This is a genomic window from Duganella margarita, assembly GCF_009857535.1.
In the GTDB taxonomy this organism is placed as follows: domain Bacteria; phylum Pseudomonadota; class Gammaproteobacteria; order Burkholderiales; family Burkholderiaceae_D; genus Rugamonas; species Rugamonas margarita.
The window spans coordinates 217967-242780 of record NZ_WWCS01000005.1; the positions used below are offsets into that span (position 1 = coordinate 217967).

A 24814-nucleotide genomic window follows, 5' to 3' on the forward strand; every position below is an offset into this window, starting at 1 on the left:
GAAAGTGAAGTCCAGTGTGGCGCCCGCTATACTAAGATCGTCAAAATCCGCAAAATGTGACTGCCATCACAGTATTATGGGCTATACAGCGGAGAATGGGAACTTAAAGGGAGTTTTGATTATGTCGCATACATTCAACCGCTGGTCGCTGAAGCTGGCCTTCGTGCTGGGGCTGGTGACGTCCGCTGGCAGTACGCTGGCTGCGGAAGCCGGGCGCATCGTGTTTGTCGCCGGCCCGGTGCATGTGGGCGCGCGTGCCGTGGCGCTGAATGACGCCATCCAGGAAGGCGATGAAATCACCACCGGCAAGCAGGCGTATGTTTACCTGAGGACGGTGGACAACGGGCTGCTGATCCTGCGCCCGGACAGCCGTGCGCGCATCGTCACTTATCATGTTGACAAGGTCGACCCGAGCAAGACCCAGATCAAATTCGAACTGCTGTCCGGCGTGGCGCGCAGCGTCTCGGGCGACGCCGTCAAGCTGGCGCGGCAGAATTTCCGCTTCAATACGCCGGTGGCGGCAATCGGCGTGCGCGGCACCGACTTTACCGTGTCGACCGACCAGGAAACCTCGCGCGTGACGGTGATTTCCGGCGCCATCGTAGTTAGCGGCTTCGGCGGCAGCTGTGCGCCCACCGGCAGCGGTCCGTGCGAACACGCGGCCAGCCGTGAACTGGCAGCCAACCAGGTCGGGCAGATGCTGCAGGTCAAACGCGGCCAGGCCGTGCCGCAACTGCTGAATAACTCCGCGCAGTCGCCGGATGTGGTGGCGCCGCCGCGCTCGGATGAGCCGGTCGGCAAGGGCGGCGGCGCCGCCAGCAGCGCCACACCGGGCGAAGTGAGCCTGGATCCGAAAAAGGGCGAGAACCTGCTGCATCAGGCGGAGTTGATCAAAACCGCATCGCTGACGCCGCCGGTCACCACGATGCCGCCGCCGGTCAGCACGCCCGAGACGCCGGTGACCGCGCCCGACCCGGGCGTAGTGGTGACGCCGCCGGTGGAGCCCGTCACGCCGAGCTTGCCGGCGCAGCCTGCCGCCGATCCGAGTCGTCTGATTTGGGGGCGTTGGCAGATCGTGGCCGACCAGGCCATCCAAAACAATAACGCCGCGCTGGCCGCTGCCGGCAACACGGAAATTGCCCGCAATAGTTACTATACGATTTTCCGTAGTCCAGGGGACGTCTTTAAATCGCCGGAACGCGGTTCGGTGGCGTTCAATTTACAGGGCGGCGAGGCGATGGTGTTGAATTCGGCCACCAAAGCCCAGTCGCTGGCGTCGATCGAGAATGGTTTGTTGTCGGTCAACTTCGACACTGCGCGCTTCACCACCGGGTTTGATCTGGTCAGTGACGGCACGCGCAGCAAATTGCAGGCCGGTGGCGGGGTCACCAGCGACGGCTTGTTAATGGGTGATCTTTTGTACTACACGTCCGCCAATATGACGGTGCGTGGCGGACTGAGTAATGAGAAAGGTGGCAGCGCCGCATATATATTCACCTCCCGGCTGGATGACAAGCGCGTGGTGAATGGCGTGACTTACTGGACCAAGTAAGTTGGCAAGCAACTCAACGTAAGCATATGCGTTTCATCTATATAGTAATTAGTAATGCGGTGATGAGATAAGAGAAAGCAGGCCTGGCGCCTGCTTTTTTTATACTGTGTTAATTTCTTCCCGAATTCAATGGATGACTAATGCCGTGGTCGCCGGTCAAAGCGTGGTATTAAAACCATGCATTGATTTTCAATAAATCTTCTCCGATAATGCCTCGCGGAGTGATTTTGTAGCGTTTTTATGAAATAAGAAGATTTTTTGATGGAATTTGTGACGTCCGTCACAACGAACAGCAATTGCCTTCTGCCATTATGGCACCCGTAGCAAGCACCAGGCTTCAAACACGATCTGGTTTGAGCTTCACTTTCGAATGAACACTTAGGAGTTTTAAATGGCAACTACCGTATCCCTCGACGATATCCAAGGCCTGTACATCGCTTACTTCAACCGTCCTGCAGACTTCGGCGGCCTGAAGTTCTGGCAAAACGCAGCGAATGCTGCTGGTGGCATCACCGTTGTTGCTGACGCGTTTGCGGCATCCCCTGAATACACCGAAGCCTACGCCGGCAAAACCAATTTCGAAATCGTTAACCAGATTTACCTGAACCTGTTCGGCCGCGAAGCTGAAGTGGATGGCCTGGTATTCTGGAGCAATGCTCTGGAAAATGGTCTGGGCGTTGGTAACGTTGCTTACCAAATCTTCAAAGGCGCGCAAAACGCCGACCTGGAAGCTGTTAACGCTAAAGTAGCTGCTGCTACCGCCTTCTACAACTCGCTGGACACTACTGCTGAAATCATCGGCTACAGCGGCGCCGCTGCTAACAACGTGGTTAAAGCATGGCTGGCTGGCGTTACTGACCAGGCAACCCTGGACGCAGCAACCACCACCACCGCGCTGGACGCAATCACGACCGCTACCGTAGCTGCATACAACAACGTGGCCGGCAAATCGTACAGCCTGACCACCGGTATCGACACCATCGTCGGCACCCAGTCGAACGACGTGTTCAACGCCACTCCTGATGGCTCGAACAACACCTTCACCGCCCTGGATAAACTGGACGGCGGCGCTGGCATCGACACCCTGAACATCGTTACCTCGACCGGTACCCTGGCTGGCTCCGCAGGCGCGACCGTTACCAACATCGAAATCGTCAACATTACCTCGGGTAACGCGATCACCGCAGCTGACATCTCCAGCTTCACCGGCGTGACCAACCTGAACGTAGTTTCGGGCGGCGCCATTTCGGGCGTAAAAGCTGCTGCAACCGCAGACATCAGCGTTGCAAACGGCCTGTCGAGCGTAGCAGTCGACGGCGGTAAAAACGTCACCATCAACGCTGCTGGCGCTGTCAACGTTGGCGCGGCCACCGCTGCTGCCGGCGACGTAAAAGTGACCACCAGCGCTGCTGGTAGCGTCACCATCAAAGGTGCCGGTGCTGAAACCGCAAATGTATTCAGCGGTGCAATCAACTTCGTCAACGGTACCACCGTCAACGCAACCGCTGTGAATGCCGTTTCCGCTGCAGATCGCAAAGCTCACGCTAGCGCACTGACCGCTGCAACCACTGCCAACACCGCTGCTACCAATGATACTGACGCGACCGGCGTGGCAAAACTGGCTGCTGCTGGTGTTGTAACCGACCTGGGTACCTTGGCTACCGCAATCGCTGCTGCTACCAACTCGTCGGCTGATGCTAGCACCGGCTTCTCGATTCAAGCCGCAACCTACGCTGCTCTGCAATCTGGTGCTATCACCGCAGCGAACAAGATTGCAATCGACCTGGCCTTCTCCAGCGCCGCTAGCACGGCAGCCGGCCGTACCGCCGCACTGGCTCTGGTAACCCCACTGCAGACCGCCGCTACCGCCGCAAGCAATGCTGCAATCGCTGCTGATGCTGCCAGCGATGCAACCGCCGCTGCCGCGCTGGCCGCTGCTACCACCGTTTCGGGTGCTGATACCGCTGCTGCTACGCAAAGCGCCGCTACTTCGGTAACCGCAACCACCAATACCGCGCTGACTTCGGCAACGGTTAAGGGTAACTATGGTTCGACCAACAACATCACCGACAATTCGACCCTGCACAACACCCTGACCACCGTAACGCTGGAAAACGCAGGTAATGCAACCCTGACCGGTCAAGCAATCACCAACGTGTCGGTAACTGGCCAAAGCGCTGATGTTAACGTGATTAACACCACCGCAGCGCATACCCAAAACTTCACCCTGAGCGGCATCACCGCCGGTACCTACACCGACGCTAACGCTACTACCGTGAAAATTGCAAGCACCGGTACCGCAACCAACGTGCTGACCGCCCTGACCGCCAACCTGGCTACTTCGGTTGTCGTGACCGGCGCAGCTGGCGTGAACTTCGGCACCCTGACCGCTGATGCAGCAGCAGTGATCGACGCTTCGGGCAACTCTGGCTCGAACACCATCAGCCTGCTGGCTGGTCAGCAATACAAAGGTGGTTCGGGTGTTGACACTGTGACCAGCAACGGCGCTGCAACCGTGACCGTGGATGGTGGTGCTGGTACCGCCGACAAACTGGTTCTGTCGGGCTTCGACGCAACCAAGGCCAGCAAGTACCTGAATTTCGAGGTTCTGAGCCTGAATTCCGGCGTGTCGGCTGACGTGAGCAAATTCACTGGTTCGACCGTCACCTCCGAGATCCTGAACGGCGGTACCGTGGCGCTGACCGGCCTGACCGCTGCACAAGCCGCTAACATCACTGTTGCTGCTAGCGGTGCTTATACCTTCGGCGTGACCGGTGCTACCACCGTTGGTCAGCTGGACACCGTTTCGCTGAACATCAACGATGGTCTTGGCGCCACTAACACCATTGCCCTGGCCGGCCCATCGCTGGCTGGCGTGGAAACGCTGAACCTGGCGCTGAGCGACAACCTGACCATCGACAACCTGCTGTCCGCAACTGCGCTGACCAAGGTGACCGCCACCGGTACCAAAGACCTGAGCATCATTTCCGACGCTCTGGCTCTGAACGTTAACACCATCGTTGACGCATCGGGCGTAAGCGGCGACGTAACCCTGAACTTCAGCGCTGCCACCGCAAACGGCGTAGCCCTGAAAGCTGGTGACGGCGACAACACTTTGACCGGTACGAACATCGCCGGTAAAGGCAATGCCATCACCACCGGTAACGGCGACAACAGCATCATTGGTGGTCAGGCAGATGACGTCATCGTTGCAGGTAACGGCGCTAACAGCATCAACGCAGGTGCTGGCAACAATACCGTGACCGTTGGTAACGGCGATAACCACATCACCACCGGCGCCGGCACCGACACCATCACCGCAGGCAATGGTCAGAACGTGATCAGCGCTGGTGCTGGTAACGACATCATCACCGTTGGCACTGGTAGCAACCTGATCACCGGCGGCGCTGGTGGCGACACCATCACCTTCGGCGCACACGCTGCTGGCGTGCTGGACGGTCTGGTGTACAGCGCTGCTGCTGAGACCTTCGCTGGTGTAGTTACTTCGGGTAGCACCGTGCTGACCGCTATTGACGTTGTTAAAGGTCTGCATGCAGGCGACACCATCAACATCTCGGCTCTGGGCGCCTCGACCGCTGGCGATACCGCCTTCGTCACCACCCTGCTGGGCGCTGCTGGCACCAACGGCGACATCGCTCTGGTCCGTGGTACCTTCGCTGCTGGCACCGGTATCTTCACCGCCAGCACCTCGGGCGCTGACACCCTGGTTCAGTGGGATTCCAACGGCACTGCTGCCAATGGCAACATCGAGTCGATCGTTCTGGTTGGTACGGTAAGCGCCGCTACCCACTCGACCGGTGGCGTCATCACCCTGTAATTTCAGCGACAGTTAATCTTCGCTAGTGAAAAGCCAAGCCTTCGGGCTTGGCTTTTTTTTGTTTGCAGAATTGTGTTTTTGGTCATATCTCCGTCGTATTTCGTGCCGATTACAAAAAAAATGTGATGCCAATCACATTTCCCCGTTGGAAATGGAGGATAATGGCGCCTTTGCTACAAATCGCGCCGTTCATCTTTTGATTCACGTCGGCGTTTACGTAGTCCACGTGTTCACACTGTGACGTAATAATGAAAACTCTCTCCCCGCCAAAAAACGAAATCCAGCGTGTGCTGATGATGTTCAAAAGCACGTTCATTACTGTGGGATGCTTCAGCGCCATCAGCAATCTGCTGATGCTTGCGCCGTCTTTGTACATGCTGCAGGTGTATGACCGCGTTCTGCAAAGCCGCAACGAAGTCACCCTGCTGATGCTGACAGTCATGATAGTCGGCGCGTACATGTTCATGTCTGCGCTGGACCTCGTGCGCAGCTTCGTGCTGGTACGCGTGGGCGCTCGCTTCGACATGCAGCTCAACAAACGCGTGTACACCGCCGCCTTTGAGCAGAATCTGCAAAAAACCGGCGGCAACGCCGGTCAGTCGTTGTCGGATCTGACCAACCTGCGCCAGTTCCTGACCGGCAGTGCTTTGTTCGCATTCTTCGATGCGCCTTGGTTCCCGATCTATCTGATCGTGATTTTCTTCTTCGAACAAACGCTGGGCTGGTTTGCGCTGGCGGGCACCGCAGTGCTGATCGTGCTTGCCTGGGTTAACGAACGTGTCTCGCATAAGCCATTGGCCGAAGCCAACACCATGGCGATCGCGTCCGGCAATCTGGCAACCAATAACCTGCGCAACGCCGAAGTGATCGAATCGATGGGCATGCTGCCTAATCTGATGAATCGCTGGTTCAAGCTGCATAGCCATTTTTTGCGTTTGCAGGCGGAAGCCAGTGAGAAGTCGGGCACGGTGGGCGCAATTACTAAATTCGTACAAACCTCGCTGCAATCGCTGGTGCTGGGCCTGGGCGCGTTGCTCGCGGTTGAAGGCAAGATCACGCCGGGCATGATGATCGCCGCATCGATCCTGGTTGGCCGCGCGTTGGCGCCGGTGCAGCAGGTAATCGGTGTATGGAAGTCCTTCAGCAATGCCCGTAGTGCTTATGAGCGCCTGGTGAAACTGCTGGAAACGCATCCGCCGCGCGCCAACGGCATGCCGTTGCCAAAGCCGCTGGGAGCGTTGTCGGTTGAAAATGTCACCGCCATGGCGCCTGGCACCAACATGCCGGTTGTCAAAAGCATGACATTTGCCATTCAGCCAGGCGATGTCCTGGGCGTGATCGGCCCGAGTGGTTCGGGCAAGTCGACGCTGGCACGCCTCCTAGTGGGTGTCTGGCCTGCTGCGCTCGGCAAAGTGCGCCTCGATGGCGCGGATATGTATGACTGGAACAAGGCCGAACTCGGTCCGAATATTGGCTATCTGCCACAGGATATCGAACTGTTTGGCGGTACCGTGAGCGAAAACATTGCCCGCTTCGGCGATATCGATGCCGATCAGGTAGTGCTTGCTGCCAAGCGCGCCGGCGTCCACGACATGATTTTGCACCTGCCTAAGGGCTATGACACCGTGCTTGGCGATGGCGGCGGCGGACTGTCTGGCGGCCAAAAACAACGCCTTGGATTGGCCCGCGCCATGTATGGCGATCCGGCACTGATGGTGCTCGATGAGCCGAATTCCAATCTGGACGATGTGGGCGAGGCCGCATTACTGCAGGCTATCCTGGAATTGCGCAAGCGTGGCAAGACCATCGTGCTGGTCACGCATCGCACCAGCATTATCGGTGCGACGAATAAATTGCTGATGGTGTCGGATGGTACGCTGGCCATGTTTGGCCCGACCAATGATGTGCTGCAGGCGCTGCAGCAAGCGAATCAAAAACAGCAGCAGGCGCAGCAGCAAGCCTACGCCGCGCAGCAAGCTGCTGCCGCGGCACAGTCCGGCGTAGTGAATACACCACAGCCGGCAGCTACGCAGAAAGAGGCGGATGCATTTACGGCAGCTCAGAATGCTGCCAGCGGCAAGGCAACTAGCGAACAGGAATAATCATGGGCAAAGATTTAATCACAAAGACCGAGCCGGGCGCGGCCACCGACGTAGTATCGCGTACAGTCACGCCGCTGGAAGTGAATACGGACGCAGGCTGGTACAGTAAAATGGGGTGGATTGTCGTGGCATTGGGCATCGGCGGCTTTATATTGTGGGCTGCGCTGGCACCGTTGGATAAAGGTGTGCCGATGTCGGGAACGGTAGCCAAGGAAGGCAACCGCAAAGCGGTGCAGCACCTGACCGGCGGCACTATTCAGGACATCCTGGTTAGCGATGGCGATGTGGTCAAAAAAGGGCAGGTACTGGTACGTATGAACAACGTCCAGGCCGATGCCATGGCGGACAGTACGCTGGCGCAATACATCACGGATCGCGCAATGGAGGCGCGCCTGATCGCCGAACGTGACGGCGGCAAGGCGATGGTGTTCCCGGCCAGCCTGAATGAGTTCAAAACCGACCCCCGCACCACCACCGCGATGAGTCTGCAATCCCAGCTGTTCAGCTCGCGACGCATGAGTCTGGAAAGCGAACTGAGTGCGGCAGATGAGAACATGGCCGGACTGAAGATGCAGATCCAGGGCCTTGAGGAGTCGCGCGATAGCAAAAAGGAACAGTTGGCCTTTTTGAAGGAACAACTGGGCGGCATGCGTGAGCTCTCCAAGGACGGTTATGTGGCCCGCAACCGCTTGCTGGAATTGGAGCGGACCTACGCTCAAATTGGCGGTGCTATTTCAGAAGACATCGGTAATATCGGTCGCTCCCGTCGACAGGTCATTGAAATGAGTTTGCGCCGTAATCAGCGTATCCAGGATTATCAGAAGGAAGTGCGCACCCAGTTGGCCGACGTGCAGCGCGAATCCGAAGCCTTGCTGGCGCGCATGCGCGGCCTGGAATACGATCTGCACAACGCTGAAGTCAAATCGCCGGTGGATGGCATCGTAGTCGGCAGCACCGTCTTCACCCGTGGCGGCGTGGTCGGCCCTGGCGCCCGCATGATGGAAGTCGTGCCGACTGGGGATAGTCTGGTGGTGGAAGGGCAGTTGCCGGTCAATCTGATCGACAAAGTGCATCCCGGCCTGGAAGTGGAGTTGATCTTCTCCGCCTTTAACGCGAATAAAACGCCGCATATTCCTGGCGTAGTGACGCAGGTGTCGGCCGACCGCGCGGTCGACGAGCGTAGCGGCCAGCCATACTACAAAGTGCGCGCTAAGGTATCGAAGGAAGGCGCTCAGCTGATCGCTTCCAAGAAGCTCGACATCCAGCCAGGTATGCCGGTGGAGATGTTCGTCAAGACCGGCGAGCGCACCATGATGAGCTACTTGTTGAAACCGATATTTGACCGTGCTCACTCGGCCATGTCGGAGGAATAATGATGAAGATTCGTTCCAGTAAATCCCTGCTTGCGCAGGCGATCACCGGGATGCTGGCTGCCGGCGCGCTGCTGCACGCCAGCAGCGCCTCGGCCATCAGCCTGACTGCGGCCTACGAGGCTGCATTGCAGAATGATCCGATTTTCCAGAGTGCGCTTCAGGATAAGGCCGCCGGCCTGGAATACAAGACCATCGGCCGCTCCACTCTGCTGCCGCAAGTATCGGCTAGCTATGCGAACAGCCGCAACCGGGCCGATGTGACTGAGCCTAATATCCTGGGCAACTTCGTCACCTCGCACCCGGTTTATCACAGTACCGGCACCAATCTGTCGCTGCGCCAGGCGTTGTTCAGCATGGATGCGTGGGCGCGCTACAAGCAGGGCATTGCCCAGACCCAGTACAGCGAAGCACAGTTCGTGCTGCACGGCCAGGAGTTGATCCTGCGCCTGGTCGGGGCTTACACCGATGCGCTGTTCACCGAAGACCATCTGCGCTTGGCGATCGCTCAACGTGATACCTATCTGGAGCAGAAGAAGGTCAACGACCAGCTGTTCGCAAAAGGCGAGGGCACCAAGACTGACATGCTGGAAACCCAGGCGCGCCTGGATCTGGCTGAAGCCCAGGTGCTGGAAGCGCAGGACAACCGCGAGACTGCACGGGCGCAATTGGCCACGGTGGTGGGAAGCGACGTAACCGGGCTGGATGAACTCAAGCCAGACTTTCGCGTGCTGCCGCTGCCGGAGGGCGGCTTTGACGAGCTGAAGAAAACCGCGTTGGCGGTGAATCCTGACCTGGTCTCGCAGACGTACGCGATTGCGGCGGCCAAGGAAGAAGTCAACAAGTCGCGTGCCGGTCATACGCCGCGCGTGGATTTTGTTGCCGGCTACAGCCGCAGCAATTCGGAAACCATCACCACGCGCCAGCAGGATTCGGTCAACCGCACCATCGGTATCCAGATCAATATTCCTATTTACCAAGGTGGCTACGTGAGCGCGGTCAGCCGGCAGGCGGTAGCAGCACTGGAAAAATCCAAGGATGATCTGCAGGCCCGCACCGACAAAGTGACGGTCGAGTTGCGCAAGCAATATGCTGCCGTGGTGAGCGGGGCTTCTCGGATCGCTGCGCTGGAGAAGGCCGTCGTGTCGGGCAAGCTGCTGTTGCAGGCGACCGAGCAAAGCATCAAGGGCGGTGTGCGCATCAATCTCGACTTGCTGAACGCGCAGCAGCAGTTGTACGTCAGCCAGCGTGATTTATCGCAGGCGAAATACACCTACCTGCTGTCCTTGGCCCGTCTGCGCGCCGCCGCCGGCACACTGGGGCCGGACGACGTGCGCGATATCGGCCGCTACTTCCAGTAACGCAGACTGCGGTCTCGAACCGATTCGGGACCGCGCGCCGCCGTCAGGCGTTTGCCCAAAGCGTTGCTGGGCTTTTCAATCACGATGTGCAGCAGCCAGGCCAGGCCGATGGCACTGGCCAGTGTCAGGCATACTGCCGGGCCGAACGGCAAGCCTTGCTGCATCAATAGCTTCAGCATCACGTAGCCGACTAGCGGATGCACCGCATACAGCGGGTAGCTGATGTCGGCCAGGAAGTCCAGCAAGCGCAGCGAGTGGAAGCGCTCGCGCAGCGCGTAGCAGGCGCCAAACACCATCACTGCATAGACGTAGTATTCGGCCAGCACCGGTACCTGTTCGCGCTGCGGTCCGATGCGCCAGGCTAGCAGGAAAGCGCCCAGCAGCAACAGTGCGCCGCCCATCAAGACGGCGGTGGACAACAGGCGCTGGTAGTGTTGGTAGAACAGTGTACCGATCAGCATGAATGGTACGTAGTTGAGGTCGGAGCTCAGCGCGGTGAGGAAAGGTTGCAGCGCCGCTGCATGCGGCGCCAGCAAGCCCATGCCGATGATGGCGGCGGCGATCAGTGCCAGCACGGCCGGCTTGCGCTGCACCAAGGCGGGTGCGCATAACGCTGCCAGCAGATAAAATTTCAGCTCGATCGCCAGGGTCCAGTTGACGGCGTCATAGCTGGAGAGGTTGACCAGGTTGTGTACCAGCAGTGCATTGGCGGCGATACGCTGCCAGTCCGCTGGAAACGGCTGCTGCCAGTAATTTGCAGACACTAGCAACGCCAGCAGTCCTAGCGTCAGGCAGGCGATGTAAGTCGGGTAGATGCGCAGCGCGCGCGCCAGCAGAAAGCGCACACCGCGCTGTTTCTGCAGGCTGAACGGGATGACAAAACCGCTGATCAGGAAAAACACGGCGACGCCGAACGGTCCTTTGAAATACGGGAAGTCCATGTAGGCCACCCATGCCGGCGCCACCAGGTCCAGGTCGGGCGAGGCGGTAATCATGGCCACCACGCCCTGCGCGCCGTAATAGACGCCGAAGTAGTGTGTGATCACAATCAGCAGTGCTGCAATGCCGCGCAATTGATGGGCGAAGACGAGTTTTTGCATGGGTGAGCATCGATGAACGGCGGCGGAGTGGCGCACGGGTCGCCAATTATAATGGTGAACCAGTCATAGGTCGGAGGTAAGAATGCAGGAGGAAGTTGAAGTAACCTTGAATGGCGTCAGCTATAAGGTGAGCGATCTGAGCGAAGAGGCGCAGGCGCAGGTGGCCAACCTCCAGTTTGTCGACACCCAGATGGCCGATTTGCGCGCCAAGCTGGCGGTGTACCAGACCGCGCGCAACGCCTACGAGTCGGCCTTGCAGCAGATGTTGCCACGCACAACGCAATAAGCGGGACCGGGCTAGAACGGCCAGATGCGCATCGTGGTCGGCAGCACCTCAAAGCGTTGCAGCAATAGCGCGATGTCGAACGGCAGTGCTGACCACCGCGGCAAGCCTTCCCAAACCCAGCTCCACGGCAGCATCAGCGACAGGCTGAACAGCGCGCTGACCAGTGTGCGGTTCAGGCTGTCCAGGAAGGCGCTGTTCAGCAGCCAGTACACCGAGAGCAGCGGCAAGGTGACGATGGCCAGCACGCGCGTCTGGTCGCCGGAGACCGGCAGCAGCAGCAACAGGCCGGCCAGCGCCAGCAGCATGGGCCATGCTGCCTTGCCGCGTTCTGCCCATGCCAGCGCCACCACCCAGCCCAGCCCCAGCGCCGACCACAGCACCAGGTGCAAATGCAGCAGCGTCTGCCCGACCAGGGCTGGCAGATGGTTGTGCAGCCAGTACATGCGACCGGAATTGAGGTGCAGGGCGAAGTGCTGGAACAGCAGTTGCAGCACAAATTTGCCGAGCACAATGCCGACCAGCAGGCACACTGCCCAGCGCAAGCTGTAGCCGCCCGCAGCGTCGGCGCGCCACACCTTGTTCAACCACAGCGCTAGCAGCACCGCGCCAAAGCCGAAGAAACTCTGTTCGAAATGCTGCATGCCGAGCAGGATGCCGGTCAGCAGCAACAGCGGTGACGGGCGGTCGCGTTGCAGCAGGGCCAGGGTGATCAGGCACAGCGTGATGCCGTCGATGCCGGCCCAGAAGTAGCTGGTGCCCGACACCGGGAGCAGCGTGAATAGCACCAGCGCCGTGCGGGCGGCGGCATCGGGCAGGCGGGTGAGCAGCAGGCGCATGAAGAGCGCGCTGAACAGCATCGAGAACAGCAGGAAATAGCAGAACAGCAGCCGTTCGCTGGTGGCGCCGATCAGCCATGCACCGTACAGGCCGAGCCAGCTGGTCAGCAGGTAATGCGCGTCCGGATTGCTGAACGGATTGACGAAGGGATTGCTGGCGATTAGCGCGGTGGAATCCAGGTTCGGCATGAACCAGATGCCGGTCTTGATCAGGGTGCTCAGCAGCAGCACGACGATCAGTTTCCAGCGTGGCGTGTGATAGATGAATTGCTGCACGCACTGCAAGACGCGCAGCCCGCCTTCTTCCGCCCCGCCCGCGCGGGTCATCACGCTGCGCCGGCCGTTTTGCTGTCGAAGCAGGCCGGGCACGACTTCTCGTAGACGTATTCCGGCGCCAGTTGCTGGCGCGGGGTGACCACGGCGCGGCAGACGAAGCATTGCACGGTTTCGGTCGGCTGCAGCTGCGGGTTGAGCGCGGTGCGGTAGTCGAACACGAAGCAGTCGCCGGTGTAGTGGGCGCCGCCGACTTCCTCGAAATACTTGAGGATGCCGCCTTCCAGCTGGTAGACGTTGTCGTAGCCGATGTTCTGCATGTGGATCGCGGCTTTTTCGCAGCGGATGCCGCCGGTGCAGAAGGTGACCACGGTCTTGCCTTCGAAGTCGTCCTTGTGGGCGGCGATCAGGTCCGGGAACTCGGTGAATTTCTTGATGCGGTAGTCGACTGTGTTGTCGAAGGTGCCGACGTCCACCTCGAAATCGTTGCGGGTGTCGACCATCACCACCGGCTTGCCGTTGTCGTCGACGCCGTTGTCCAGCCAGCGCTTGAGCGTGTGCGCTTCGACGAACGGCGCGCGGCCGTCTTCCGGCTTGATCAGCGGCATGCGCATGGTGATGATTTCTTTTTTGATCTTGACCAGCATGCGCTTGTGCGACTGTTCGGCCGACAGGCTTTCCTTCACTTCCAGGTCGGCGAAGCGGGCGTCGCTGCGGACCCAGGCCAGGAACTCGTCAATATTGCCGCGCGGGCCGGACAGGAACATATTGATCCCTTCCGGCGTCAACAGGATGGTGCCTTTCAGGCCCAGGCGGTTGCAGATGTCCTGGTACTGCGGGCGCATCGCCTCGGTGTCGTCGAAGGTGATGAATTTGTAGGCGGCGATGTTGACGTGCTGGGCAGCGCCAGCATGCGCTTCAGCTTGTAAAGCAGTATTAGCTTGCATGATGGTGAGATCAAAAAGGGAAAGGCGACATTATACGCGTTCTGGTGCTAAGATTATTACCACAAATGTGGTAACGGAGGTTGCGATGGCGGGGAGTACATCCATTCGTATCAATCAGCAGCTGTATGAGCAGGCCAGGCAGGATGCGGCGATAGAGCATCGTTCCATCGCCGGGCAAATCGAGTTCTGGGCGAGGGTGGGGCGGGCCGCGCTGGATAATCCCGATTTACCCGTCGGCTTTATTGCCGAGTCGTTGGCTTCGCTGTCGGAGCCGCGTGAAGATGCGCAACCGTTTGTGCCGCGCAGTAGCCGGAGCAAATAATGCGGGCGGTCCGGCAGACCAGACGATTTGCCAGGCAGTATAAAAAACTGCACGACAAGACGGCTGCCGATGTCGACATCGCCGTGGCGGCGGTGCAGGCAGATCCGCAAGTGGGGGAGCGCAAAAAAGGTGATCTGGAGGCACTTCATGTCCATAAATTCCGGAGTGGCGGACAGCTTTATCTGCTCGGTTATACCCTGGATGAGGGCATTCAGCTCATCTATTTAGAGGCAGTTGGCCCGCACGAGAATTTTTATCGCGATATCAAACGGTCTGGCTGAATCAGATTTATCGGTCTGGGCCGCTGCGCGGTAAAATACGGAGTTATTGAACCAGCCTTGAGTCGTATATGAATATGGTAGCAAATGAACAAGCAGTAGCCGGCAGTGCCGTCGTGCCGGTGGGACCGTCTTTCGTCCATTTGCGCGTCCATTCGGAGTATTCCATCGTCGACGGGCTGGTGCGCATTGACGATCTGATCAAGCAGGCCGTCAAGGACCGGCAAGGCGCGCTGGCGGTCACCGACCTGGCCAATATGTTCGGCATGGTCAAGTTCTACAAGGCGGCGCGCGGCAAGGGCATCAAGCCGGTGGTCGGCGTCGATGTCTGGATCACCAATGACGACAACCGCGACAAGCCATCGCGGCTGATGCTGTTCGCCAAGAACCGCATGGGCTACCTGCAGCTGTGCGAACTGCTGTCGCAAGCCTGGCTGACCAACCAGTACAAGGGCCGCGCCGAGATCCGCACCGAGTGGCTGCAGGAACTGACGTCAAAGACCTATGCGCTGCTGCCCTACGATAATCCGGCCAACGGCCTGATCGTGCTGTCCGGCGCCCATTTCGGCGACATCGGCACCGCCATCGAAAACGGCAATCCGGCGCTGGCCGAAGCCCACGCGCAGAAGTGGGCGGCGCTGTTCCCCGGCCATTTCTACATCGAGATCCAGCGCGCCGGCCAGGCCAACCAGGAGATGCAGGTGCGCCATTCGATCGCGCTGGCGGCCAAGCTGGGCCTGCCGGTGGTGGCGACCCATCCGGTGCAGTTCGTCAACAAGGACGAGTACATCGCCCATGAGGCGCGCGTCTGTATCGCCGAGGGCGAGATGCTGGCCAACGCCAAGCGCGTCAAGCGCTTCAACGAGCAGATGCGCTTCCTGACGCAGGCCGAGATGGCCGAGCTGTTCCACGACCTGCCAGCTGCGCTGCAGAACTCGGTGGAAATCGCCAAGCGCTGCAATCTGACGCTGACCCTGGGCAAGCCGCAGCTGCCGAATTTCCCCACGCCGGGCATGACCATCGACGATTTCCTGCGCGCCGAAACCAAGAAGGGGCTGGAGGAGCGGCTGGAGCAGCTGTATCCGGACCCGGTCAAGCGCGAGGCCAACCGCCAGCGCTACGAGGAGCGGCTGGAGTTCGAGAACAACACCATCATCAACATGAAGTTCCCCGGCTACTTCCTGATCGTGGCCGAGTTTATCCAGTGGGGCAAGAACAACGATGTGCCGATCGGCCCGGGCCGGGGTTCGGGCGCCGGTTCGCTGGTGGCGTACGCGCTGAAGATCACCGATCTGGACCCGCTGAAGTACAACCTGCTGTTCGAGCGTTTCCTGAACCCGGAACGGGTCTCGATGCCCGACTTCGATATTGACTTCTGCCAGGAAAAGCGCGAGCTGGTGATCCAGCACGTGAAGGATCTGTACGGCCGCGATGCGGTGTCGCAGATCGCCACCTTCGGCACCATGGCGGCCAAGGGCGCAATCCGCGACGTCGGCCGCGTGATGGACTTCGGCTACAACTTCTGCGACGGCGTCTCCAAGCTGATTCCGTTCAAGCCGGGCAAGCCGGTGTCGATCGCCGAGGCGATCGAGGAAGAGCTGATGCTCAAGGAGCGCCAGCAGAACGAGGAAGAGGTGGCACAGCTGCTGGACCTGGCGCAACAGGTGGAGGGCATCACCCGCAACATCGGCATGCACGCCGGCGGCGTGCTGATCGCGCCGGGCAAGCTGACCGATTTCTGCCCGCTGTACACGCAGGGCGGCGACGGCGGCGTGGTGTCGCAGTACGACAAGGACGACGTCGAAGCGGTCGGCCTGGTCAAGTTCGACTTTTTGGGTCTGACCACCCTGACCATTCTCGACCGCGCGGTGCGCTACATCAAGGCGCTCGACCCGGAGGAAAAAGACTTCGACCTGTCCAAGCTGCCGCTGAACGACCGGCCGTCGTACGACCTGCTGACCAAGGCCAAGACGGTCGCGGTATTCCAGCTGGAGTCGCGCGGCATGCAGGGCATGCTGAAGGATGCGCGTCCCGACCGTTTCGAGGACATTATCGCGCTGGTGGCGCTGTACCGTCCGGGCCCGATGGACCTGATCCCGGACTTCTGCAAGCGCAAGCACGGTGAAAAATTCGATTATCCCGATCCGCGCACCGAATCGATTCTGTCGGAAACCTACGGCATCATGGTGTATCAGGAGCAGGTGATGCAGATGGCGCAGATCGTCGGCGGCTACTCGCTGGGCGGCGCCGACATGTTGCGCCGCGCGATGGGCAAGAAAAAAGCCGAGGAGATGGCCGAGCACCGCGAGATCTTCCGCGCCGGCGCCGCCAAGGATGGCCTGAGCACGCAGAAGGCGGACGAGATCTTCGACCTGATGGAGAAGTTCGCCGGCTACGGCTTCAATAAGTCGCACGCGGCCGCGTACGCGCTGCTGTCGTACCACACGGCGTACCTGAAGGCGCACCATCCGGCCGCGTTCATGGCGGCCAATATGTCGCTGGCGATGGAGGACACCGAGAAGGTCAAGATCCTGGTCGAAGATGCGATCGACATCTGCGGCCTGACCATCCTGCCGCCGGACATCAACAAGTCCGAGTACCGCTTCGTGCCGGACGGCCCGCCGCCGTCGGTCACCGGCAAGAAGGTCACGCAGATCCGCTACGGCCTGGGCGCCTGCAAGGGCGCGGGCCAGAATGCGATCGAGGCGATCATCGCCGCGCGCAATGCCGACGGTCCGTTCACCAGCCTGTTCGATTTCTGCAAGCGGGTCGACAAGAAGCAGATCAACCGCCGCACCATCGAGTCGCTGATCCGCGCCGGCGCCTTCGACTGCCTGGGCGTCGACCGCGCCGTGCTGCTGGCCTCGGTCAGCTTCGCGATGGAATATGCCGACCAGCAGGCCAAGTCGGCCAACCAGGTCAGCCTGTTCGGCGGCGACGACAGCGACCTCGAACCGCCGCCGGATTATGTGAAGGCCACGCCCTTCACCGACCGCCAGCGGCTGGCCGAGGAAAAGATCGCGCTCGGCTTCTACCTGTCCGGCCACATGTTCGATTCGTTCGCGCCGGAAGCGCGGCGCTTCTCGCGCACCAAGCTGGCCGACCTGGAGCCGTCGCGCGATCCGCGCATGCTGTGCGGCGTGATCACCGGCATCCGCCCGCAGATGACCCAGCGCGGCAAGATCCTGATCGTCACGCTGGACGACAAGAGCGCGGTGGTGGAAGTGACCGTGTACGCCGAGGTGTTCGAGGAACACAAGCACATGTTCAAGGAAGACGAGTTCCTGGCGGTGATCGGCAAGGTGTCGGAAGACCGCTTCAACGGCGGCCTGCGGATTTCGGCCGAGAAGGTGTTCGACATCATCAGCTCGCGCGTCAAGCACGGCAAGCAGCTGAGCATGGCGTTGCCGGTGTCGGTCGATGCGAAGAAGGTGGCGGAAGTGCTGGCGCCGTATCGCCAGACCGATGGCTTGCCGATTTCGGCGCGCATCCAGCCGCAAGGGGTCAGCTGCGTGTTGCAGCTGGGGGAAGGGTGGCGCGTGGCGCCGTCGGATGAGCTGCAGCTGGCGCTCCAGCAGGTGCTGGGCGCGCGCGAGGTTGTGGTCGAATATTGACGTCGTCCCCGCGCAGGCGGGGATCCATGGAGCGCAAGCTCGGCATGGGCTCCCGCTTGCGCGGGAGCGACGGCTTAGAACTGCTGGCTGATGCCGGTGATGGCGTAACCCTTGTCGCTGATTTGCGCCAGTGGTTTGTCGATGTGGTACTTGGGCAGTGTGTCCTGGCCGTCGTCAATCTCGACCTGCTGCGCTTCCGCATGCCAGTCGGTGCTGGTGGCTTCTTCCGGAATCGGTTTACCTTCCGGCACAGCCAGATAGGTATGCTTGCCTTGTGCTTCTTCGCGGCTATAAATGTCCACACGCATGGTGATTCTCCTCTGACGAAAAGCCCATGGTAGCGGATTTCATCAAGCCAGGGCGTACTTCTCCGCGTCCTCTGCCATAGGCGGGAAAACCGGCGTCGTCTGCACCGGCAGCTGCACCGCCTCGATGCGCGGCGCGTGCAGGCTTACCGCCACCGCCTGCGCCAGTTCGCACAGCGTCTCATGGCGCTTGCGCGCTTCCGAACGTTTCTTCGATGCAATCGCCGCCAGGTCCGGCGCGCAGATCGCTTCGCTGGCCAGCGCGTAGTCGCCGTCGCTGCGCGCCACGGCGCCCAGTTCCTGCCACAGCGCATCGTAATCCGCATGCACCTTGCCCTGGCGGGTGGCGCCGCACACCGCGCGGTTGGCGTTGCCGACCAGGCGCAGTTGGGCGCAATCGTGGTCGTAGGCGATCTGGCTCAGCAGCTTGACCATCAGGTTCTTCGGCCGCAGGCCGTGCAGCTCGCGGGTGGCGTCCTTGATCAGTTGCAGCCCGCGTTCGCCTTTCGGCCCCTGCATGCAGCCGATGCCCAGCGCCATGCCATCTTGGCCGCCGTCGAGGAAGGAAAACGCCGCGCTGTAGACCAGGTCGCCGCCCTGCAGCAGTTGCAGCACCAGTTCGCCTTCACGCTCCATCGGCTCGATGGCGCGCAGCTGCACCTGGTAGGCTACGCCGCTCTTGCCGTCGATGGTGGCCAGCACCACGGCGTGGCGTGCGGCCTGCACCGTCAGCGGTCCCAGGCCGTGACGGAAGACGTGGCGGTAGTGGCCGCGCAGCAGCGCCAGGCGCTGGCCGGCGTCCATGGTGTTGCTCAGGTAAGGGCGGTAGATTTTGTAGATCAGGCGCGGGCGCGCCTTGACCAGTTCGGCAAACATTGGATGGGAGTTCAGCAGTTCCAGCCAGCCGAAGGTGGCGTGGCGGTGCAGTCGCGCGCGCAGCGCCAGCTTGAGGGTCTCGCGCAACTGTTTCAGGCCGGTAAAGCCTGCCGCGCCGGAGCGGATGGTAATGGACTGCATCGTCAACTCTTCCAAAAGGGGGCCTTGTGGGCAAGTCGCGATGGTAGTCGGCATGTAACGCAATGTAAATTCGGGTAAAGATCTACGAATTACCCTTAATAATTGCATGCTGGACAAACGGGCTGTTGTATAGATGCGATGCCTGAACGCTAAGGGTTGCCCCTAGTTGTAAAATGCAATGCAAGATGAATTGAGGCAATGCATAATGATACATTGCGATACAAGCCACCCGGTATGACCGCGCCATTCCCCTCCCGTCACCTGCTATTTCCCGCGTTCATCGGCTTGTACGTGCTATTCGACTGGGCCACGTACATCGATCCCCTGTACGGCCTGAATATCACGCCCTGGAATCCGGACCCGGCGCTGGGCCTGGTGTGCTGGCTGCGCTATGGCTGGCGCGCGGCGCTGCCATGGTTTATCGCGCTGCTGCTGGGCGAATGGCTGGTGCGCGGCATGCCGGCCGGCTTGCCGCTGTCGCTGCTGCTGTCGCTGTGGCTGACCCTCGGTTACGGCCTGCTGGGGGTGGCGCTCAAGCGCACTTTCGGCAGCGGCGGCGTGTTCGACAGCCGGCACCGGCTGTTCCAGTGGGTGCTGATCGTGGTGGTCGGTACGCTGCTCAACGATGTGGTGTACATGTCGCTGCTATCCTTGGCCGGGCTGATCCCGCCGGGTGAGTGGGTGGCGGTGGTGCTGCGCTTCGGCATCGGCGACATGGTGGGCGTGCTGGTGTCGATGCCGCTGATCTGGATGCTGTCCAGCGCCGACGGCCGCCAGCGGCTGCGCCAGACCGTGTGGCATTACGAGACGCTGGGCTACCTGGCGCTGGCGATCGCCGTGCTGTACCTGGTGTTCGGCACCATCGAGACCTCGGAGTTCAAGCATTTCTACTTCCTGTTCCTGCCGGTGATCTGGGCCGCTTCGCGCCAGGGCCTGTACGGCACGGCGCTGATGGTGTTTGTGCTGCAACTGGGCATCGGCGGGCTGGTCAAGTGGAACAACGCGGTCAACATCGAGGTGCCGGAATTGCAGATGCTCGATGCGATGCTGGCGCTGGTCGGCTTTTCGCTGGGTATCGTGGTCGATGAAGTGCGCCAGGTGTCGAACGATTTGAAGCAGTCGCTGCGGCTGGCGGCGGCCGGCGAGATGGCGGCCGCGCTGGCGCACGAACTGAACCAGCCGCTGACGGCGCTCAGCGCCTACGGCAAGGCGTGCGAATTCCTGATCGAGCGCAACGATGGCGGGCAGGGCGGCGAGATGCTGAAAAGCGCGGTGCAGCGCATGATTGCCGAGTCGGGCCGGGCGGCGGAAGTGGTGCGGCGGCTGCGCGATTTCTTCCGCACCGGCGCCATGAAGCTGGAGCCGGTCGACGCCGGCCAGCTGGTGTCGTCGGTCAGCCAGCAGTTTTTTACCCCGCTGCGCCAGCACGGCGTGGTGCTGCAGGTCGAGGACATGCCGGCGCGGGCGATGCTGGCCGACCGCCTGCAGATCGAGCTGGTGCTGCGCAACCTGCTGGCCAACGCGCTCGATGCGGTGCAGGAGCGGCCCGAGGGCGGGCGCCGCATCACCGTCTCGGCGCAGCTGCTCGACAGCAAAAAGCACGGCAAGGGCAGCTGTTTGCAGCTGTCGGTGGAAGATAGTGGCAAGGGCGTGTCGCCGGCATTGCTGGCGCGCCTGTTCGAACCGTTTGTCTCGTCCAAGGCCACCGGCCTCGGACTGGGCCTGGTGCTGAGCCGGGCCATCATGGAAGCGCACGGCGGCTCGCTCTGGGCCGAAGTGGGCGATCACGGTATATTCAGGATGGCGCTGCCGCTGGCGCGCCCCGCAGTGGAAGGTCAGGAGAACTATGTTGCAGCATGATTTAACCGTATTCATTGTCGATGACGACCCGGCCGTGCGCGATGCGCTGGGCTTGCTGCTGGGCGTGCGCGGCTATCGCACCGCCGTGTTCGGCAGCGCGGAGGCCTTTTTGCAGGCCTGGCAGCCGGCCTGGAGCGGCGCGCTGCTGATCGATATCCGCATGTCCGGCATGGACGGCTTGAGCCTGCAACGCGAGCTGATCGCGCGCGGCTGCGTGATGCCGGTGGTGATCATGAGCGGCCATGGCGACGTCAGCACGGCGCGCGCGGCGTTCAAGGCCGACGCCGTCGACTTCCTGGAAAAGCCGCTCGACGACGCCAAGCTGATCGGCGCCATCGATGAAGCGCTGTCGCGCGCCCGCACCAACCAGAGCGAACAGCAGCGGCGCAGCCGCAGCGTCAGCCTGCTGAGCGAGTTGACGCCGCGCGAGCGCGAGGTGATGCAGCTGGTGGTGGTGGGGCGGCACAACCGCGACATCGGCCCGGAACTGGGCATCAGCGTGCGCACGGTGGAGGTCCACAAGGCGCGCCTGATGAGCAAGCTGGGGGTCGACAATGTGGCCGACCTGGTCCGCATCAGCATGCTGGACCAGGGCGACTAACTTGCGCTGCTAGCGCCAGCTGCGGATCACGTCCAGCACATGTTGCGGCGTGATGGCGCGCATGCAGCTGCACTGGGCCGGGTCGGCGCACTGGCCGCAGCCCTGCTCGGCCGCCAGGTTGGTGGCGCGCGGTCCCAGCGCGGCCCAGCGCACCGGGTCGATCGGCTTGATCGGCGGGAACAGGCCGACCACCGGCCGCCCCAGCGCCGCCGCCAGGTGCAGCGGGCCGGTGCCGCTGGCCACCAGGCCGTCGCAGCCACCGATCAGCGCGGTAAAGCCGGCCAGGTCCAGCTTGCCGCACAGGTTTTCCACATTCGGCAGCGCCAGCAGTTCCGGCGCCTGCTCGGCCAGCAGCTGGCCTTCGGCCGGGCTGCCGGTCACCAGCACCCGCACCTGCGGGTCGTCGCCCAGCATGCGCGCCAGCGTGGTGAAATGCTCCAGCGGCCATTCGCGGCCGTTGCCGTTCGACTTCGGATGCAGGATCAGCTTGATGCCGGGGCCGGCCAGCACGGCGTCGGCGTCGCGGTGGCGCGACGGCGTCAGGCCGTACAGTTTCCACACGTCCTCGCGCGGCGGCACATAGTCGATGCCCAGCGGCAGCAGCAGCTTGAAGCTCAGCTGGGCCTCGTGCAGGCGCGCGCCCAGCGGCCCGGTCATGTTGACCAGGCGGTTGCAGGTGAGCCAGTGATAGACCCGGCGCGTGCTGCCGACCCGGCGGCCGATGCCGGCGCGGCGCGCGGCGTAGGCCAGCTCGCGCCGCGGGTAGGTAAACAGCACGGTGTCGCAGCCGGTCTGCCTGAGGCTCTTGGCGACGTCGCGCCCCAGCTCCTCGACCGTCAGCACGCGGTCCACATGGCGGCAGTGCGCCACCACGGCGGCCGCGTACAGGCGGCACAGGAAAACGATCTCGGCCTGCGGATACAGCTGCTTCAGGTAGCCGGCCAGCGGCAGCGTCAGCACCACGTCGCCGATGTTGTCGGTGCGGGTGATGAGGATGCGGCGCGGCGTCGGCGCGCTGTAGCGCACCGCCAGGCACATGCCGATCAGACTGCACAACATCATGACGTAGAACACCTTCGGCATCATCAGCCAGAACATCACGTCGGTCAGCCCGAAGCCGACGAAGGCGGCCACCAGCACCACCCCGGCCAGCGCCAGGCTGTGCTGGCCAAGGTCGGGACGGCGCAGCTCGCCCATGAAGTAGCGCAGCGGCGCGATGTACATCATCAGCAGCAGCCCGGCGTCGAGCAGGCCGCCGGTGGACAGGCAGAACAGCAAGTCGTTCTGGCTGTTGACGTAGGCCATCGGTGGCAGCGGCTGCAGGCGGCCGGCCGCCGCCAGCGCCGCCAGCGCGGCGTCGAAGTTGTCGCGGCCGACGCCCAGCCACGGATGGTCGGCGAACATCATCAGCGAGGCGCGGCCCAGCTCCAGCCGCACGCCGACCGAGTTCGAGACGTCGCCGGCGGTGAAGTACTGCTGCGCTTCGTGCAGCACCAGGCCGACGCGCTGCGCCATGCCGGTGGCGGGCAGCGCGAACGCCAGCGCCAGCAGGCCCAGCGTGACGGCGCACATGCGCAACAGGCGCCAGCCGTACAGGCGGCGGCCATAGGTCAGCAGCGGGATCGCCACCAGCGGCAGCGCCAGCCAGCCGCCGCGCGAGGCCGACAGCACCGAGGCCAGCATGCCGCCCAGCAGCGCGGCGGCCGGCAGCCAGTCGACCCGCTGCAGGCGCGGGTCGCGGAAGGCCGCCAGGCCGCAGGCCGCCATCAGGCCCGACACCAGCGCCAGGTCGCCGAAGGTGACAGCGTGATGAGTAAAGCCGAGCGCGCGCTCCTCGGCGCCGCTGAACACCTGCCAGGCCGCCATGGCGGCCGCCAGCAGCGTGGTGACGCACAGCCCGAGCCAGAAGTAGCGGATGCGCGGGCGCAGGGTGTACATCACGCCGATGCAGCTAAGGCCGATCAGCAGGCGCGCCGGGCCGTCGAGCATGCGCAGCGGCTGGTGGTCGGCCAGCATGCGCACCCAGGACACCAGGAAGTAAAACAGGAACGCCAGCGTCACGCCCGACAATTCGCCCCAGTGCTGCAGGTAGCTGCGGCTCACCGGGCGCAGGTGGCGCAGGAAAATCAGCAGGATCACCGCCTGCACCAGGCCCAGCCCGTCTTTGCTGGTCAGCGCCAGCGCCGGCAGCGCGAACAGCAGGAAGGACGAAGAGGGGCTGCCGCTTTCAATCAGTAGCGGCGCGTTACTGGCGTTGGTCATTGGTGCGTCAGTCGGCAAGAGGGGGGTAAGGAAAATGCAAGTATAACAGTGGCGAAGGCGGCCGCGGCCGGGCTCATGCCCGCAGCCCCTTGGTGGCCTGCACGGTGCGCGCGCGTGCGCGCTGCATGACGGTGGCGCGGTTGCTGTCGACGTGGTCGCGCACGTTTTCGCGGTGCCACAGGTGGAACACCTCGGTGGCATAGGCGCCGTCCTTGCGCATCACGCCGGCGTTGAACAGGCGCAGCACCAGGTCGGAGTCCTCGTAACCCCAGCCGAGAAAGGTTTCATCAAAACCGTTGACGATGTCCAGGTCGCTGCGCCACACTGCCAGGTTGCAGCTTTTGATGCGGCGCCAGGTGAAGCGCCGGCTGGTGCGGCCGATGTCGGGCAAGGTCAGCAGCAAAGGCAGCACTTTGTTGAGCGCGCCGCTGCGGCGCCACGCCAGCTTGTCGCCGGTGCTCAGCACGCCCAGGTCGAGATGCTGGTCCAGTACGCGGCGGGTCGCGCTTTCATCGACCAGGATGCGGCTGCCCTGCACCAGATAGCCGGGCTGGGCCAGTTTGCGGTGCTGGCTGATAAAATTGCGCTGCGGCACGCAGTCGCCGTCGAGGAAGATGATGTACTCTCCCTTGGCGTCGAGTGTGCCGAGATTGCGCGCGCGGGCGGCGCGGAAGCCCTGGTCTTCTTGCCACACATGGCGCACCGGCACCGGCGAGCGCGCTTGCAGCGCCGCCACCGCTTGTTGCGTGTTGTGGCCCGAGCCGTCATCAGCGATAATGATTTCAAACCCCGTGTCGTCCTGGGCAAAACACGCTTCTACCACGGCGGTCAGCGCATCTGGGCGGTTGTAGGTGGTGACAACAATGGAAATAAGCACGGGTGACATGGTG

Annotated in this window: 18 protein-coding genes; 11 read left to right on the forward strand and 7 right to left on the reverse strand. The window is 61.9% G+C overall.

Annotated elements, in window-relative coordinates; all coding sequences use genetic code 11:
• The first annotated feature begins 121 nt into the window (after positions 1–121).
• From GTP55_RS10135 to GTP55_RS10155, 5 genes are all read left to right on the forward strand, one after another.
• A complete protein-coding gene (locus tag GTP55_RS10135) occupies positions 122–1552 on the forward strand; it encodes a FecR family protein (RefSeq protein WP_161044808.1) in 1431 nt (476 codons plus the stop codon).
• Positions 1553–1943: 391 nt separating this feature from the next.
• A complete protein-coding gene (locus GTP55_RS10140; protein WP_161044809.1) occupies positions 1944–5390 on the forward strand; it encodes a DUF4214 domain-containing protein in 3447 nt (1148 codons plus the stop codon).
• Between the two features lie 248 nt (positions 5391–5638).
• Positions 5639–7492: a type I secretion system permease/ATPase gene (locus GTP55_RS10145; RefSeq protein WP_161044810.1), complete on the forward strand. Its 1854-nt coding sequence runs from the start codon at positions 5639–5641 to the stop codon at positions 7490–7492.
• A gap of 2 nt (positions 7493–7494) precedes the next feature.
• A complete protein-coding gene (locus tag GTP55_RS10150; protein ID WP_161044811.1) occupies positions 7495–8865 on the forward strand; it encodes an HlyD family type I secretion periplasmic adaptor subunit in 1371 nt (456 codons plus the stop codon).
• Entirely contained in the window at positions 8865–10223 is a 1359-nt protein-coding gene (locus GTP55_RS10155) for a TolC family outer membrane protein (protein ID WP_229257854.1), read from the forward strand. The genes GTP55_RS10150 and GTP55_RS10155 overlap by 1 nt, the downstream gene beginning before the upstream one ends.
• On the opposite strand, the gene GTP55_RS10160 is transcribed toward GTP55_RS10155, so the two are convergent.
• Entirely contained in the window at positions 10211–11323 is a 1113-nt protein-coding gene (locus GTP55_RS10160) for an acyltransferase family protein (RefSeq protein WP_161044812.1), read from the reverse strand. The two genes, GTP55_RS10155 and GTP55_RS10160, sit on opposite strands and share 13 nt — an antisense overlap.
• An 82-nt stretch (positions 11324–11405) precedes the next feature.
• On the opposite strand from GTP55_RS10160, the gene GTP55_RS10165 reads away from it, so the two are divergent.
• Positions 11406–11609, forward strand: coding sequence for a DUF6447 family protein (locus GTP55_RS10165; RefSeq protein WP_161044813.1), 204 nt, complete (start codon positions 11406–11408; stop codon positions 11607–11609).
• 11 nt (positions 11610–11620) lie between these two features.
• Here the strand turns inward: GTP55_RS10165 and GTP55_RS10170 are convergent, their stop codons facing one another.
• Positions 11621–12814 carry a hypothetical protein gene (locus GTP55_RS10170; RefSeq protein ID WP_161044814.1) on the reverse strand — a complete coding sequence of 398 codons (1194 nt, stop codon included), beginning with the start codon at positions 12812–12814 and terminating at the stop codon, positions 11621–11623.
• Positions 12772–13665, reverse strand: coding sequence for a sulfurtransferase (locus GTP55_RS10175; RefSeq protein ID WP_161044815.1), 894 nt, complete (start codon positions 13663–13665; stop codon positions 12772–12774). Before GTP55_RS10175 ends, GTP55_RS10170 begins: the two co-directional genes overlap by 43 nt.
• A gap of 85 nt (positions 13666–13750) precedes the next feature.
• Here GTP55_RS10175 and GTP55_RS10180 point away from each other — a divergent pair, with 85 nt between their 5' ends.
• The 3 genes from GTP55_RS10180 (at position 13751) to dnaE (ending at position 17879) form a co-directional block, all read left to right on the forward strand.
• Positions 13751–13987: a ParD-like family protein gene (locus GTP55_RS10180; protein ID WP_154370464.1), complete on the forward strand. Its 237-nt coding sequence runs from the start codon at positions 13751–13753 to the stop codon at positions 13985–13987.
• Positions 13987–14268: a type II toxin-antitoxin system RelE/ParE family toxin gene (locus GTP55_RS10185; protein ID WP_202423645.1), complete on the forward strand. Its 282-nt coding sequence runs from the start codon at positions 13987–13989 to the stop codon at positions 14266–14268. Before GTP55_RS10180 ends, GTP55_RS10185 begins: the two co-directional genes overlap by 1 nt.
• A gap of 68 nt (positions 14269–14336) precedes the next feature.
• Positions 14337–17879: a DNA polymerase III subunit alpha gene (gene dnaE / locus GTP55_RS10190; RefSeq protein ID WP_161044816.1), complete on the forward strand. Its 3543-nt coding sequence runs from the start codon at positions 14337–14339 to the stop codon at positions 17877–17879.
• Between the two features lie 74 nt (positions 17880–17953).
• Here the strand turns inward: dnaE and GTP55_RS10195 are convergent, their stop codons facing one another.
• Positions 17954–18187, reverse strand: coding sequence for a DUF6139 family protein (locus tag GTP55_RS10195; RefSeq protein WP_161044817.1), 234 nt, complete (start codon positions 18185–18187; stop codon positions 17954–17956).
• Between the two features lie 42 nt (positions 18188–18229).
• Positions 18230–19201 (reverse strand): VirK/YbjX family protein, encoded by a 972-nt coding sequence (locus GTP55_RS10200; protein ID WP_161044818.1) that lies wholly within the window; start codon positions 19199–19201, stop codon positions 18230–18232.
• A gap of 234 nt (positions 19202–19435) precedes the next feature.
• Between GTP55_RS10200 and GTP55_RS10205 the strand changes: the two genes are divergently transcribed.
• Both GTP55_RS10205 and GTP55_RS10210 read left to right on the forward strand, forming a co-directional pair.
• Positions 19436–21061 carry an ATP-binding protein gene (locus GTP55_RS10205; RefSeq protein ID WP_161044819.1) on the forward strand — a complete coding sequence of 542 codons (1626 nt, stop codon included), beginning with the start codon at positions 19436–19438 and terminating at the stop codon, positions 21059–21061.
• Positions 21048–21662, forward strand: a complete 615-nt coding sequence (locus GTP55_RS10210; RefSeq protein ID WP_229257855.1) for a response regulator transcription factor — start codon at positions 21048–21050, stop codon at positions 21660–21662. Before GTP55_RS10205 ends, GTP55_RS10210 begins: the two co-directional genes overlap by 14 nt.
• Positions 21663–21671: 9 nt before the next feature.
• Here the strand turns inward: GTP55_RS10210 and GTP55_RS10215 are convergent, their stop codons facing one another.
• Together GTP55_RS10215 and GTP55_RS10220 are read right to left on the reverse strand one after the other, a co-directional pair.
• Positions 21672–23924, reverse strand: coding sequence for a glycosyltransferase family 9 protein (locus GTP55_RS10215; RefSeq protein WP_161044820.1), 2253 nt, complete (start codon positions 23922–23924; stop codon positions 21672–21674).
• A gap of 73 nt (positions 23925–23997) precedes the next feature.
• Entirely contained in the window at positions 23998–24810 is an 813-nt protein-coding gene (locus GTP55_RS10220) for a glycosyltransferase family 2 protein (protein ID WP_161044821.1), read from the reverse strand.
• Between the last annotated feature and the right edge of the window lie 4 nt (positions 24811–24814).